We start from the raw sequence: 13,824 nt of genomic DNA, 5'->3' as shown, positions 1-13,824 counted from the left end.
CATTCACCGGTCACGCCCGGGAGCCGACGGGCTTGCTACGCTGCTGCCACCCCACCACACGAGAGGCATTCGATGAAGTTCGTTTCAGGCAGTCTGATGCGCAACCTCGCCACGCCGATGCTGGTTGCCGGCGCGCTGCTGGCCGGCCAGGCCGCATTCGCGCAGAACGCGCAGCCCACCGGTGTGCGCGGCACGATCACCGCATTCTCCGGTAACACGTTGAAAGTGCATACGCGCGACGGCAAGGACCTCGACGTGAAGCTCGAGCAGAACACGCCGATCCGCGGTGTCACGCTCGCGAAAATCTCCGAAATCAAGCCCGACAGCTACATCGGCACCGCGGCGATCCCGCAGGCCGACGGCTCGCTGAAGGCGCTCGAAGTGCACGTGTTCCCGGCCAGCCTGCGCGGCAGCGGCGAAGGCCATCGCCCGTGGGACCTCGGCGCGAACAGCTCGATGACCAACGGTACGGTCGGCAGCGTGGTGGTCAGCAACGGCCGCACGATTACCGTCAAGTATCAGGGCGGCGAGAAGAAGGTGCTGGTGCCGGACGACGTGCCGATCGTCGATCTGGAACCGGGCGACCGTTCGCTGCTCGTGCCGGGCGCGAAAGTCGTGCTGTTCGCACACAAGGAAGCTGACGGTTCGATGACGGCGAATTTCATCTCCGCAGGCAAGAACGGCGTCAACCCGCCGATGTAAGCGCGCGGCGCGCGCCGGCTTCATCGTTCGGTTTTGTCACGCTGTGACATATCGCTGAACGCGCCGGCACGCGTTGCCCTTCGATCCAGAATCTCGTCATGGCTGTCAAGAAACCGGGCCGCGCGCCGCGCGTCGTCGTTCATTCGCTGATCGTGCGCATCACGCATTGGATCAATGCGTTCGCGATGGTTTGCATGGTGATGAGCGGTTGGGCGATCTACAACGCATCGCCGATTTTCCCGTTCCGCTTTCCGGCATGGGCAACCGTCGGCGGCTGGCTGGGCGGCTCGATCGCGTGGCATTTCGCGGCGATGTGGCTGCTGGTCGGCAATGGTCTCGTATATCTCGCGCACGGGCTCGCCACGCGCCATTTGCGCCGCCACTTGCTGCCGGTGCGTCCGCGCGAGGTGTTGCGCGACTTCGTGCGCGCGCTGCGCTTTCAATTGCCTCACGAAACCGGTAGCTACAACGCGGTGCAACGGTTGCTGTACGTCGCCGTGCTGCTGCTCGGCGTATTGCTGGTCGCATCGGGGCTGTCGATCTGGAAGCCGGTGCAGTTCTGGTGGCTCACCGCGCTGTTCGGCGGCTTCGATTTCGCGCGGCGCGTGCATTTTGTCGCGATGGCGGGGGTGGTCGGCTTCGTCGTCGTGCATCTCGCGCTGGTCATGCTGGTGCCGCGCACCCTGCCCTCGATGATCACCGGCCGCGCGCGGCAAGCCGTACATGAAGGAAGCGACGCATGAACGCGCCACGCCGCCCGCTCAAAACCGCCGCGCCGCGGACCATACCAACCGAAGGCACGCGCGATAGCCGCGCGCAGCAGATCCGCGAGCGCATCGTGCTCGCCGACCACAAACCGCAGATCGAGCGGCTGCAACGGCGTATGTTCCTGCGCTCGTCGTTGTCGCTGGGCGCGCTGACGATGCTGTCCGGCTGCAACATGCAGGACAATGATTCGGTCGACAAGGTGCTATGGGCGATGTCGCACTGGAACGACCGCGTGCAGGCGTGGCTGTTCAATCGCAACCGGCTGGCGCCGACCTATGCGGCCAGTCAGATCACGAACCCGTTTCCGTTCAACGCGTTCTACCCCGAATACAACGTGCCGGATATCGACGGCTCGGATTACGCGCTCGAAGTGTCAGGTCAGGTCGCGGACAAGAGCGCATGGACGCTCGAGCGCCTGCGCGCGCTGCCGCAGGCCGCGCAGATTACGCGGCATATCTGCATCGAAGGCTGGAGCGCGATCGGAGAATGGCGCGGTGTGCCGTTTCGCACCTTCCTCGAGCGGATCGGCGCGGACACGTCGGCGCGCTACGTCGGCTTCAAATGTGCGGACCACTATTACTCGAGCCTCGACATGGCCACCGCGCTGCATCCGCAGACGCTGCTCGCGCTCGATTTCGGTAGCGAGCCGTTGCCGCCGAAGTACGGCTATCCGCTCAAGCTGCGTGTGCCGACCAAACTCGGCTTCAAGAACCCCAAGCATATCGCGGCGGTTTTCGTCACCAATACGAACCCGGGCGGGTATTGGGAAGATCAGGGATACAACTGGTTCAGCGGGCTCTGACGCGGATCGCGGCGCGGCATACGCGCGCGCCGGAATATTGCTACGCGTCGGGTGTTTCATTTCGCTACACGTCTGTCAAGAATTCGCAGGCTGTGCGTGAACGCCCGCGGTCTGCACCAGGCTCCCGCATTCCCATCACGGCATTCGATGCCATCCAACCCCAGCGAGTTGAACATGTCCGACGTTCTGACCAGGATTATTGCCGTCAAACACGAAGAAATTGCTGCCAACCGGCAGGCAACATCGATCGAAGCCTTGCAGCAGCAGGCACACGCCCACCCGGTGCGCGACTTCGTCGGCGCGCTGCGCGCGAAGCACGCGCAAGGTCTGCCGGCCGTCATCGCGGAAGCCAAAAAGGCGAGCCCGTCGAAAGGCCTGATCCGCGATCCGTTCGAGCCCGCGCAGATTTCGGCTTCGTACCAGAAGCACGGCGCCGCGTGCATGTCGGTGTTGACCGACCGCAATTTCTTTCAGGGCTCGGGCGACGACCTGATCGCCGCGCGCAGCGCCTGCGATCTGCCGGTCTTGCGCAAGGATTTTATCGTCGACCCTTATCAGATTCACGAGGCGCGCGCGATGGGCGCCGACTGCATCCTGCTGATCGCCGCCGCACTCGAGCCCGCGCAGTTGCACGATTTCGAAGCGCTCGCACATCAGTTGCAGATGGCCGTGCTGGTCGAAGTGCATTCGCGCGAAGAACTCGAGGTGGCGCTGACGCTAAACACGCCTCTGGTAGGCATCAATAATCGCAACCTGCGCACCTTCGAAGTGACACTTGACACGACGCTCGGCATGCTTGCCGACGTACCGGGCGATCGCATCGTGGTCACGGAATCGGGCATTCTGAAGCCGGCCGACGTCGAGAAGATGCGCGGCTCGGGCGTCGATACGTTTCTCGTCGGCGAAGCGTTCATGCGCGCGGCCGACCCGGGCGCGGAACTCGCACGGCTGTTCTTTACTGCGTAGAAAATCGGCCAGCGACCACGACTGTACGCGCCGCGATAGCGGCGTGCTGCACGCGCCTTCGCATATGACGTATCGCGCATCGCGAGAACGCGATGAAATAGCCAGCGACGCAGCGCGCAATCGGAGCAACTGCTGCAATCGCTGATGCGGGTCCTTCATGCGACTTTCAAAAGCCTGAGCATCGAGCGGGCAAGTCAATGCGTCACCCAGTCATGACGCTGGCGACTTGCTTGCTGTTTTATTAAATTGTGCCGGCGGCAGTGCAGCAACATACGCGCTCGGCTATACTGGCCCGCTTCTTCGCGTGCCGCCCTGCTGGTTCACGCGAACAGCTCTCGCCGGGCTGCATATCATGGCAAGAACGTTCGATACCCTGAGTAAATGCTTGCGCGCGATAGCGCAGACAGCCTCCTTCCGTCATTCTGTTACGGTTCGCTACGCATCGATCGCCGTTGCGGTCGGCGTGCTTACGTACTCGTTTGCGTGGTCGGCAGGCTGGGTGACGTGGCCGGCGCATCGCGCGCGGCTTTCGGCGGAGCACGTGGTCAACGCTTTCGAATCCAGCGCGGGCGCGCACCCCGGCTTCCGGCGCAATCACGCGAAAGGCATTTGCGTGACAGGCCGCTTCGAAAGCAATGGCGCGGGCGCTGCATTGTCACGCGCGATAGTGTTCGAAAAAGGCGTGGTGCCGGTGGTGGGCCGCTTCTCGGTGCCGGGCACCAACCCGACGCAGACGGACAGCGCCGCGCAACTGCGCAGTCTTGCGCTGCGTCTCACGGCGAACGACGGACAGCAATGGCGCACCGCGATGAATTCGGTCCCGGTGTTTTCGGTGAGGACGCCGGACGAGTTCGTGAAGGAGCTTGGCGCGATGCACGTCGATCAGGCCACCGGCAAGCCCGATCCCGCGCGGCTCGCCGCGTTCGATGCGCAGCACCCCGAAACGCGCACGTTGCGCGATTGGCTCGCGAATCATCCGCCATCGTCAGGGTTCGGCAACGCAACGTATTACAGCATTAGTGCATTCCGCTTCATCGATTCACACGGCGCGGCGCGTTACGTGCGCTGGAGCATGGTGCCTGAAACGCCCTACCGGCCGGTCGGCGATGCGGAAAGGCACGATCCGGATTTTCTCGCGCATCGGCTGGTTACCGGCCTCGACGGCGGCGCCCCGATGCGCTGGCATCTGATGCTGGCGGTTGCCCAACCCGGCGACGCAATCACCGATTCGACCCGCATCTGGCCGCAAACCGCCGATCGCGTGCGGGTGGATGCAGGTACGCTTGTCATCGAGCGCGCGCAGACGCAAATCGACGGCCCGTGCCGCAATATCGATTTCGATCCGCTCGTGTTGCCGGCCGGAATCGAACCGTCGGGCGATCCGCTACTTGCGGCGCGTTCGGCAACTTATATGGAATCTTTTTCGCGTCGCATGGCTGAAGAAGTGCATTTTGCGCGCAGACGTTAGGTCGATTTTTCGAACAATGCTGAGCAGACTTTATTACGAGACGATACACTCGTATATTGCCGAGTCTTCCCAAACCCGGTGGTTTTACGCGCTACAGCCAGCGCGCCTCAATTACTACAAGGGACAAAAGGAACTACGTCGATGACCGACGCAGACGACTTACCCAACCTTCTTCCCGGTATGCTGCCGCGCCTGTGGGCTTTTGCGCTGCGCATTACCGGTGACCAGCACGACGCGGAAGACCTCGTACAGCGCGCGTGCGTCCGCGCGCTCGAGCGGTCGCATCAGTTGAAGCCGGACACCGCGCCGCTCAGCTGGATGTTTTCGATTGTGCATTCGACGTGGATCAACGAGCTTCGGGCACGCAGCGTGCGCAGCCGTTCCAGCATGCAGTGGGACGATGCGCTGCTGGAAACGGTCGCCGATCCGACCATGCTGACGCCCGAACAACAGGTATCGAACGGCCAGGTTATCGATGCGGTGTCGCGCTTGCCCGAAGCGCAACGCGTCGTTATGCTTCTGGTTGCTGTGGAAGGCCTGAGCTATAGCGAGGCGGCAGAAGTCCTCGAAGTGCCTGTCGGAACGGTCATGAGCCGTTTATCGCGGGCACGCCAGGCGATCGGCGCACATTTCGGTGTGCGAGACGGCCAAAAACTGGGCCAAAAGATGAAGAACACGGTAAAGAGCAAGGGTGAAGTCTCATGAAACTAGACGACATCCTATTGATGGCATACGTCGACGGCGAGCTATCGCCGCAGGAACGTCAGCAGGTCGCGCAGCAGATTGCCGCGTCGCCCGATGCGCAAGAACGCATCGAGCATCTGAGCGCGTCGCGCCTGCCTTTCAGGGAAGCATTCGGCAGCCAGAAGCTGCCGCCCGTCCCGGATAGCCTGACGAAAAAGATCGAAGAACTCGCACGTGCGCACAAAGCTGCGGCGGCGAACAGCGCGGCAATCGCGGACGCGGTGAACGGGGCGGTACCGGAGGCGACGGGCGCAATTCCGCTCGCTGCCGTTACCCCGGTTACTCCGGTTACCTCGCTTTCTCCGGTTACTCCAGTCAGCGAGCACAGCGCCAACGACGATCAGATCGAACACAACGCACAGCTGCCGCCATCGGCGCCTGTGCGTTCGCGTTTGCGCTTTGCCCCCGCATGGCTCGCAGTGGCGTTCGTGGCCGGCGCGTTTTGCTTCGGCGCGGTGCTGCGGTTAGCGCCGGGTGCGATTCCGGGCGCAGTCATGACCACTGCCTCCGCCAACCCGTCGCCGTGGATCCGCGCGGTGGTCGATTATCAAAAACTCTATGCGCGCGAAACCGTTGCGCTCGGTATGGTCGACGCTGCGGTGTCTTCGCAGACCGTCGCGCAGATTCGCGACGACGACAAGCTCTCGCTGCGCGTGCCCGACCTGAGTGCGGCCGGCCTGCAGTTCAAGCGCGTCACACGCCTGCGTTTTAATGGCAAGCCGCTGGTGCAGATCGAATATCTGCCGCCGCAAGGGCCGCCGGTGGCGCTGTGTGTGATGAAGGACGTGCGGCCCGACGAAGCCGTGGCGCAGTCGAAGGTGTCGGAAATGGACGTCGTCACGTGGCGGCAGGATGAACTGCATTACGCGTTAGTCGGCGGCAACAAGGCGGTCGATCTGATGTCGCTTGGCAAACAGATCTCCGGGCGCAGCACCGACCAGCTGTTCGGCAAGAATGGCGCAGCCGCGCCGCTTCGCACCATCAGCTGATTCGCCAGAGGCCGTCCGCGTCGCTTTAGCTTTAGTTTGAGCGGCTTGCTGTGCCGGGCGGCACATTGTTTAGCAACTCCGGCTAAACAATCGGCCAAAAAAATTCCAATAGAAATATTTGGTAAATTGCAGCAGCCGTTTTATACGATCAATTGCGGCGCTTTATGTGATTAATCGCGATCGCGTAGAGAGCCGATTGGATTGATGCCGTGTGTCAATGGCGATTGGCCGAATGCAGCATCACGGCCTGAAACGCCGCAATAAAAAATGCCGGTGACGCACTCGCGCATCACCGGCAGACAGGGAAAACACAGAGAAAAATTAGCGCAGCGCGAACCGCTGCTACGGCATCGCAGCCACGCCACCGCTATCGTGCAGCAGCAAGCCCGCATTTTAACGTTTGCGCGGCCGCGCGCAGAGCGCTCAACGGTTTAGCGTATCCGAAGGCGCCTCGTTGAATTCACGCCGGTAGCTGTTCACCAGCGTCGACCGGTTGCTGACGCCCCACTTGTTCGCCGTGGCCAGAATGCCGTTCTCATGCGCACCGTCGGACGTCTGCAGTTCGGCGCGAATGCGCTCCATGCGCAGGCGGCGCACGATTTCACTCGGCGTCGATCCCAGGCTGCTCTTGAATGCGCTTTGCAACGCGCGCTCAGTCACGCCGATTTCCGCGGCGATCTCGCGAATCGACAGATCCTTGCGATCGAGGTTGTCGACCAGATAGCGATACGCGCGTCGATAACGCGCCGGCAGGCGCGCGCCGATATCGTCGAGTTGCTCCGGCACGCGCACGGTGCGCTGCGCGTAACGCGCAAGCGCGCCCGCCTCGTCGCGAATGCAGCGCATCGCGGTGAGTGCGTAACGGGTGTAGACACGCAGCGACTCCGCGTTGCGCTCCTGCTGATGACGCAGCTTCGCGAAGCAATACAGGTATTCGAGCTGCCGGTGGCTTTGCGGCATGCGCACTTCGGAATTGAGCAGCGTCAGGATCGATTCGGCGAGCGCCGGCGCACCACCCGCGAGACTCGCAAGCACGATCTCGATGCGCACCGAGCCCTGGTAGTTGATGATGCCTTGCTTGCCCGCCCATTCCGCGTGTGCGCCGAGCACATGGCCGATGTCGCGCTCGCCGTTGGCGAGTTGCATCAGTTGCTTCAGATACTCGGTGCGGGCGCGCAGCAGCAGCGTCTGCACGGTGTACGTGCTGACGCGCGGCGTGGCGCCTTGCAGCGGCGCGATGCGCGGCGTGCCTTCGCCGGCAAGGCCGGATTGCCAGTACACGTGGTCGCTGAGTTCCGGATGCGAGCGCAGTTCGCTTTGCGTGGCGACGTCGAAGCGCACCGCGGTCAGCAGTTCGCGCCAGCCGCGTGCGTGCTTCAGCGTCGGGCCCGCGTTGTCCAGCAGATCGTCGAGCGCGTCGAGCACGGCGTCCGCATCGCGCAGCCGGCCAAGGCCGAACAGCACGCCGAACATGCCGAAGTAGCCCTCCAGACGCAGCGCCAGTTCGCCACCCGGCTGATCGACGAGGCGCATGAAGCACGACATCGCGGTGCCGTAACGGCAGCGGAACAGCGCCTGCCAGCCCGCGTTGCGGCACGACGCGAAGCGTACCTGCTCTTTCGATGCACGCATCAGCTTCTGCGCTTCGCGATACGACTCTTCGGCGTCGACGTCCATGCCCACGGCCATTTGCAGATCGCCATGCAATTGCAGGAGCCCTGGCAGCAGATCGGGCTCGCATGCGTCGATGTGGCGTGACGTCTGCGCGGCCGCCGCCTGGATCCTGCCCTCGCTGATCAACTCGGATAGCGCGGCAGGGATCGATGTCGACGTAAGCATCGACACGTAAGGGAAATAGAAAGTGGCAAGCATGGTGACGGACTCCGTTGGCGATCCGATGCGAAACGCGGCAAGGCGTTCCAGGCGCTGGGCAGAAACCCAACGCCGTAACGGACCTCAATGTAGCCAAATCGTCGACCGGGGATTCTCAAATCTCCGGCACGTCACATGATTTTGAGCATTGTTGAGAATTGACGGCCACTGGCGTACGCATCGCGCGCACGCTTTCCATTGCCTTACAAGACTCGATAGCCACGCTGCCGGAACGATAAACAAGCGATTAATCGCAAGTTTGACGTGTGATCAGGGAATAGGCCACAGCTATTGCGTGTTGTGTTGATCAAGCACGGCACGAGCGTCGTGCCATACCAATTGATTAGAGACCTGACGGGGTGGGCCGCGACTCACGACCTAACGCGGCGATCGTTACGGAGAAATCATGCAGATTGCCTTTTACACACAGAACGACACATTGTTTCGCGAGATCGACAAGGCATTCGAAGAAGATGGCAGCTACCGCTGCATTCGCTTCACGAGCGAACTGCCGCTGATCCGCTTCCTCGAACGTCACGATGCCGCGCTCGTATTGTTTGACGCGGGCCGCACCTGCGCAGCGGGCCGTGGCCTGCTGTCTTGGCGCGCCTGCCACTTCCGCCGCGACCTGCCGGTGATGATGATCGGCCAGTCGTGGGACAGCGACAGCATCATCGAAGCACTCGATGCCGGCGTCGACGACATCGCGGTGAACGCGCCCAGCGCGAAGGAAGTGTTGGCACGTGCGCGCCGTACGATCGTCAAGAGCGGCAGCGGCGTGAATTCGGACAGCCGCATTGCGCTTGGCGAATACACGATCGATCGCTCGACCAGCGCGATCAGCGTGAACGGCCAGCATATCAAGCTGACGGCGCGCGAGCTGACGCTTGCGTGGCTGCTGTTCGCGAACGCCGGCACCTTGCTGACCCGCGAGCAGATTGCGCGCGCGGTGTGGGGCAAGGAAGCGGGCATTGCGAGCCGCTCGATCGAGCAGCACATCTACAAGCTTCGCAGCAAACTGTCGCTCGATGAGCACAGCAATCTCCAGCTTAAGACCGTCTATTCGATCGGTTATGTGTTCGATCTGGTGCGTGCCCAGCCTGCGCCGCTGCCCGGACTACCCTCGTTGGCATCGCAACAGCCATCGGTCCGGCACGAACATCCTGCTGTGCACGCGGCAGTGCATTCGTACTGAAGCGCCGCCCCTCGCAAGGGCGACCAGGCTGCACAGTTAGACACGCGGATTCCCATAGACGCATTTGTAGCTTATTGAATGCGTCCCGCCTGTCGAACTTGCGAAGGGTCGCGCGTGCGGGCGAACCTCGTTACCCGGGATGCGGTAAGTGACCGAATAGAGGAAGGCTCGCAGCTGGAATGGCGCGAGCCTGTTGCTGCGGTGGCCTTTGATGGGCGACACGCGCTTGCATGAGCGCGCATTGTTTATTCGCTCGAGGGCGACGCGCGATGCGGCCAGGCCGAAGTTGTGATTTCCGATCAGAAACGATGTCGCATGCGCGCCTGGCGCGCTGCGACATCGGCGCAGGCGGGCACGGTACGGCGCTGATGCTATGATCGGAAACCCAATGAAGCGCGGCTGAAAGCGCGCGCCGTCCAGCCTCGCCTCGCCGTCATGCCTGCCAACATGGAAACACCGACCGCCAAATCTGCCGAACCGGGTTCGTCCGATCTCGGCAGGCGCGTGCGCAGCGCGCGGCTTGCGCTCGATCTGACGCTCGAAAACGCGAGCCGCCTGTGCGGGGTGTCGCGCTCGACGCTGTCGAAGATAGAAAACGGCTTGATGTCGCCGACCTTCGACGTGCTGCAGAAAATCGTGCTCGGCCTGCAGATCGATCTGGCCGACCTGTTCGGCACCGCGCATAAAACCACCGCGAGCGGCCGGCGCGCACTAACGCGCAAGGACGCGGGGCAACGTCACGCGTATCGCGGCTATCAGATGGAACTGCTCGCCACCGATCTCGCGCACAAGGCGATGCTGCCGTTTCGCATCCGCATCTCGGCGCACACGCTCGATGCCTTCGACGATTGGGGCCGCCATGAGGGCGAAGAGTTTCTGTATGTGATCAGCGGCAGCGTGTGCCTGTATTCCGAGCTCTATGCGCCGACCCATCTGAATGCGGGCGACAGCCTTTATTTCGATAGCCGTACCGGCCACGCGGCGGTGTCGACCAGCGACGAAGACGCCGAAGTGCTGTGGATGGCGACCGGCGCCGACCTGGTGAAGTCCGGCGCCGGCGAGCCGGCGAAGAAGTGAGCGCAACGCGTACGTGGGCTCGTTAAGCCTCACGCACGCACACTGCCCTCGGCGATCGCCGAATCGCCCGGTCCGCGCACCGTACCCGCCGCCAGCGCGCGCTGCGCCAACTGCGCGATATGCAAGGCCGTACGCCCGGTGCCGTGCTCGATCTGCTCGCGACAGCTAAAGCCGTTGGTCAGCACGATGGTCTGCGGCGCGGCCGCGCGCAGTGCCGGAAACAGCGTGTCCTCGCCGATCTGCTGCGACATCGCATGGTGCTTGTCGTTGAAGCCGAACGAGCCCGCCATCCCACAGCAACCGGTGTCGAGCAGCTTCCACTGCACGCCGAGCCGCTCGAGCAGCGCAGTATCGCCTTGCATGCCAAACAGCGATTTCTGGTGGCAGTGTCCATGCACGATCACTTGCGCATCGAGCTTCGGCCAGTCGAACGGCTCGCGCGCGACAAAATCGGCGAACAGGAAGGTCTGCGCGGACAGCCGGCGCGCGGCCTCGCTGTCCGGCAGCTGCTTGAGCAGCTCGTCCTTGAATACCGACAGGCAGCCCGGCTCCAGGCCCACCAGCGGCACGCCGGCCGCGATGTCGTCGGCGAGATCGTCGAGCACGTTGACCAGCAGTTCGCGGGCACGCTCGAGCAGGCCGTAGTCGTATAGCGGACGGCCGCAGCACAAACGGCGTTTGGGCAACACGACGCGATATCCGAGCTGCGTCAGTACATCGGTGGCTGCCGCGGCGACGTCGGGCGTGAAGTGGTCGTTAAAGGTGTCGACCCACAGGATCACCTTGCGCGATGCCGACGCGGATGCCGATGCCGGGGGCTGCGTCGCCTGCAAGGTTTCTCGCGCGCGCTGCCGCCCCGTGCGACGCGCGAATACCGGCAGGCTGCGCGCCTGCGCCACACCGGCGATCCATTTGCCCAATGGCGCGACGAGCGGCGCGGACGTCAGCAGATTGACGAGCGGTGCAACGCGCGCCGCAAGCGGCGCCCAATCGCCGATACGCCCCATAAACAGCGCCTGGCGCGGGCGCCGATGCGTGTCGTAGTAATGCGACAGGAACTCGGCCTTGTATGACGCCATGTCGGTATGCGTCGGGCAATCGGACCGGCAGCCCTTGCACGCGAGGCACGTGTCGAGCGCGTCCTTCACCGCATCGTTCTGCCAGCCGCCGTCGAGCACTTCGCCTTGCAGCATCTCCCACAACAGATGCGCACGCCCGCGCGTCGAGTACGCTTCTTCGCGCGACGCGCGGTAGCTCGGGCACATCGTGCCCCCTTCCAGCGAGCGGCATTTGCCCATACCGATGCAGCGTTCGACCGCGCGCTGAAAACCGTTGCCTTCGCGGCTCGTGAAATTCAGCTTCGTCTGCAGCGTGACCGGGCGATAGGTCGGGCCGAGCCGCAGGTTCTCGTCGACGCGGTACGGATGCACGACCTTGCCCGGATTGAGCCGGTTGGACGGATCCCAGATCGCCTTGAACTGCTCCATCGCCTGCATCAGTTCCGGGCCGTACATGATCGGCAGAAACTCGGCCTTCGCCTGGCCGTCGCCGTGTTCGCCAGATAGCGAGCCGCCGAATTCGACCACCAGATGCGCGGCTTCGCGCAAAAACGAGCGCCATGTACCGATGCTCTGCGCGGTGCGCAGATCGAAGGTGATACGCGCATGCACGCAGCCGTCGCCGAAGTGACCGTATAGCGAGGTCTGATAGCCGTAGCGGTCCACCAGCGCCTGAAACGCGCGCAGATAGTCGCCCAGACGCAGCGGATCGACCGCGGCGTCTTCCCAGCCGACCACCGGGTCAGGGCTGCCGGGCTCGATCGTCAATGCCACCGCCGAAGCACCGGTCTCGCGAATCGACCACACCTTGTTTTGCAGCGCGCGCGGCTCGACGAGCCGCGTCGAGATGTCAGGACCGGCCTCGCCTGCCGCGAAATAGTGTGCCGCTGCCTGCGCGGCTTCAACCGCCTGCTGCTGCGTATCGGCACCGAATTCGAGCACGACCCACGCATCGCCCTGCGGCAGCAGCGCGATTTCTTCGGCTTTCAGATTGCGCGCCTGCAGGCCGCGGATCATCACACGGTCGAGTCCTTCGATCGCGATCGGCTGAAAGCGCATGAAATGCGGCACCGCATCCGCGGCGGTGTAGATGTCGGTGAAACCGACCACCAGCAGCACCCGCTGCGCGGGGCTATGCACGAGACGCACCTTGGCCTGCAGCGTCACCGCGCAAGTGCCCTCGGTGCCGACCAGCGCACGCGCGACGTTGAAGCCGTTTTCCGGCAGCAGTTGATCGAGGTTGAAGCCGGATACGCGGCGCTTGATCTGCGGAAACTTCGCGCGGATCAGGTCCGCGTACCGGTCGCGCAGCGCTTTCAACGCGGCGTAGATTTCGCCTTGCCGGCCGCCGGCGGCGATGATGCGCGCGAGTTCTTCTTCGGAGGTCGGGCCGACCCAGAAGCGCGCACCGTCATGCGTCAGGACTTCGAGCGCTTCGATGTTCTCGACCGTCTTGCCGGCCATCACCGAGTGCGCGCCGCACGAGTTGTTGCCGATCATGCCGCCGAGCGTGCAGCGGCTGTGCGTGGCGGGATCGGGGGCGAACGTCAGACCGTGCTGCTCGGCCGCATCGCGCAACGTGTCGCAGACCACGCCCGGCTCGACGATCGCGGTGCGCGCGAGCGGGTCCACCGACACGATGCGGTTCACGTACTTGCTTGCGTCCGCCACCACCGCGACGTTCACGCACTGTCCGCTTTGCGAAGTGCCGCCGCCGCGCGGCAGAAACGGCACGTCGTGGCGCCGGCATGCGGCGAGCGTTTCGATCAGGTCGTCGACGTCGCGCGGCACGACGACCGCGATCGGCACCTGGCGGTAGTTCGATGCATCGGCTGCGTACAGTGCCTTCGAACCCTGGTCGAAGCGCACCTCGCCGCGCACGTGCTGCCGCAAATCGGCTTCGAGTTTCGCCAGCAGCGCGGCGCTGGCGTTGAAAGGCACCGCCGCTGCAGGTGCGGCCGCGCCGGGGGTTAAGGTTTCGCTGCGGGTTTCGCTGCGATTCACGCTTACTTCGCTCACGCTGTCTGCCCTGCCGTCATGATGAAAACCTCCTGTGCGATGCCCGTGGCGCCGTGGCCGGCGGCGCGAGCCCTGTTGGACGAAGGATACGCGTAATCGTCGCGCTTTCAGCCAACGATGCGCTTACGGTGATGTGTTGCGGCGCGTGGCATGGCATGCGGGTT

Annotated in this window: 11 protein-coding genes; 9 read left to right on the top strand and 2 right to left on the bottom strand. The window is 63.5% G+C overall.

The window, feature by feature from the left end:
- Positions 1-72 precede the first annotated feature (72 nt).
- The 7 genes from ACYVNQ_RS22020 (at position 73) to ACYVNQ_RS21990 (ending at position 6,439) form a co-directional block, all read left to right on the top strand.
- Positions 73-702 carry a DUF5666 domain-containing protein gene (locus ACYVNQ_RS22020; protein ID WP_460904721.1) on the top strand — a complete coding sequence of 210 codons (630 nt, stop codon included), beginning with the start codon at positions 73-75 and terminating at the stop codon, positions 700-702.
- Positions 703-800: 98 nt separating this feature from the next.
- Positions 801-1,445, top strand: a complete 645-nt coding sequence (locus tag ACYVNQ_RS22015) for a cytochrome b/b6 domain-containing protein (protein WP_460904719.1) — start codon at positions 801-803, stop codon at positions 1,443-1,445.
- Positions 1,442-2,272, top strand: a complete 831-nt coding sequence (locus ACYVNQ_RS22010; protein ID WP_460904717.1) for a molybdopterin-dependent oxidoreductase — start codon at positions 1,442-1,444, stop codon at positions 2,270-2,272. Before ACYVNQ_RS22015 ends, ACYVNQ_RS22010 begins: the two co-directional genes overlap by 4 nt.
- A 174-nt stretch (positions 2,273-2,446) precedes the next feature.
- Positions 2,447-3,238, top strand: coding sequence for an indole-3-glycerol phosphate synthase TrpC (trpC, locus tag ACYVNQ_RS22005; RefSeq protein ID WP_460904715.1), 792 nt, complete (start codon positions 2,447-2,449; stop codon positions 3,236-3,238).
- 463 nt (positions 3,239-3,701) lie between these two features.
- On the top strand, positions 3,702-4,706 hold the full coding sequence (locus ACYVNQ_RS22000) for a catalase family peroxidase (protein WP_460904713.1): 1,005 nt from the start codon (positions 3,702-3,704) through the stop codon (positions 4,704-4,706).
- A 141-nt stretch (positions 4,707-4,847) separates the two neighbouring features.
- Positions 4,848-5,411 carry an RNA polymerase sigma factor gene (locus tag ACYVNQ_RS21995; RefSeq protein ID WP_460904711.1) on the top strand — a complete coding sequence of 188 codons (564 nt, stop codon included), beginning with the start codon at positions 4,848-4,850 and terminating at the stop codon, positions 5,409-5,411.
- The gene (locus tag ACYVNQ_RS21990; RefSeq protein ID WP_460904710.1) at positions 5,408-6,439 is read left to right on the top strand and encodes an anti-sigma factor family protein; all 1,032 of its coding nucleotides are present in this window, start codon (positions 5,408-5,410) and stop codon (positions 6,437-6,439) included. Before ACYVNQ_RS21995 ends, ACYVNQ_RS21990 begins: the two co-directional genes overlap by 4 nt.
- A gap of 423 nt (positions 6,440-6,862) precedes the next feature.
- On the opposite strand, the gene ACYVNQ_RS21985 is transcribed toward ACYVNQ_RS21990, so the two are convergent.
- Positions 6,863-8,311 (bottom strand): helix-turn-helix transcriptional regulator, encoded by a 1,449-nt coding sequence (locus tag ACYVNQ_RS21985; protein WP_460904708.1) that lies wholly within the window; start codon positions 8,309-8,311, stop codon positions 6,863-6,865.
- A 406-nt stretch (positions 8,312-8,717) separates the two neighbouring features.
- Between ACYVNQ_RS21985 and ACYVNQ_RS21980 the strand changes: the two genes are divergently transcribed.
- The gene (locus ACYVNQ_RS21980) at positions 8,718-9,506 is read left to right on the top strand and encodes a winged helix-turn-helix transcriptional regulator (RefSeq protein WP_460904707.1); all 789 of its coding nucleotides are present in this window, start codon (positions 8,718-8,720) and stop codon (positions 9,504-9,506) included.
- Positions 9,507-9,953: 447 nt separating this feature from the next.
- On the top strand, positions 9,954-10,583 hold the full coding sequence (locus tag ACYVNQ_RS21975) for a helix-turn-helix domain-containing protein (protein WP_460904706.1): 630 nt from the start codon (positions 9,954-9,956) through the stop codon (positions 10,581-10,583).
- 29 nt (positions 10,584-10,612) lie between these two features.
- Here the strand turns inward: ACYVNQ_RS21975 and ACYVNQ_RS21970 are convergent, their stop codons facing one another.
- Entirely contained in the window at positions 10,613-13,582 is a 2,970-nt protein-coding gene (locus ACYVNQ_RS21970) for an FAD-binding and (Fe-S)-binding domain-containing protein (RefSeq protein ID WP_460904984.1), read from the bottom strand.
- Between the last annotated feature and the right edge of the window lie 242 nt (positions 13,583-13,824).

The sequence above is a fragment of the Paraburkholderia jirisanensis genome (assembly GCF_054782355.1).
The sequence above is the reverse complement of the archived record's forward strand: the minus strand, read 5'-3'. Positions and strand labels throughout refer to the sequence as shown.

What these genes read in the sequence shown, in the direction of transcription:
- ACYVNQ_RS21985 (WP_460904708.1), bottom strand. Translation starts at nt 8,311, where the DNA reads ATGCTTGCCACTTTCTATTTCCCTTACGTGTCGATGCTTACGTCGACA.
- trpC (WP_460904715.1), top strand. Translation starts at nt 2,447, where the DNA reads ATGTCCGACGTTCTGACCAGGATTATTGCCGTCAAACACGAAGAAATT.
- ACYVNQ_RS21980 (WP_460904707.1), top strand. Translation starts at nt 8,718, where the DNA reads ATGCAGATTGCCTTTTACACACAGAACGACACATTGTTTCGCGAGATC.
- ACYVNQ_RS21975 (WP_460904706.1), top strand. Translation starts at nt 9,954, where the DNA reads ATGGAAACACCGACCGCCAAATCTGCCGAACCGGGTTCGTCCGATCTC.
- ACYVNQ_RS22015 (WP_460904719.1), top strand. Translation starts at nt 801, where the DNA reads ATGGCTGTCAAGAAACCGGGCCGCGCGCCGCGCGTCGTCGTTCATTCG.
- ACYVNQ_RS22020 (WP_460904721.1), top strand. Translation starts at nt 73, where the DNA reads ATGAAGTTCGTTTCAGGCAGTCTGATGCGCAACCTCGCCACGCCGATG.
- ACYVNQ_RS21990 (WP_460904710.1), top strand. Translation starts at nt 5,408, where the DNA reads ATGAAACTAGACGACATCCTATTGATGGCATACGTCGACGGCGAGCTA.
- ACYVNQ_RS21995 (WP_460904711.1), top strand. Translation starts at nt 4,848, where the DNA reads ATGACCGACGCAGACGACTTACCCAACCTTCTTCCCGGTATGCTGCCG.
- ACYVNQ_RS22010 (WP_460904717.1), top strand. Translation starts at nt 1,442, where the DNA reads ATGAACGCGCCACGCCGCCCGCTCAAAACCGCCGCGCCGCGGACCATA.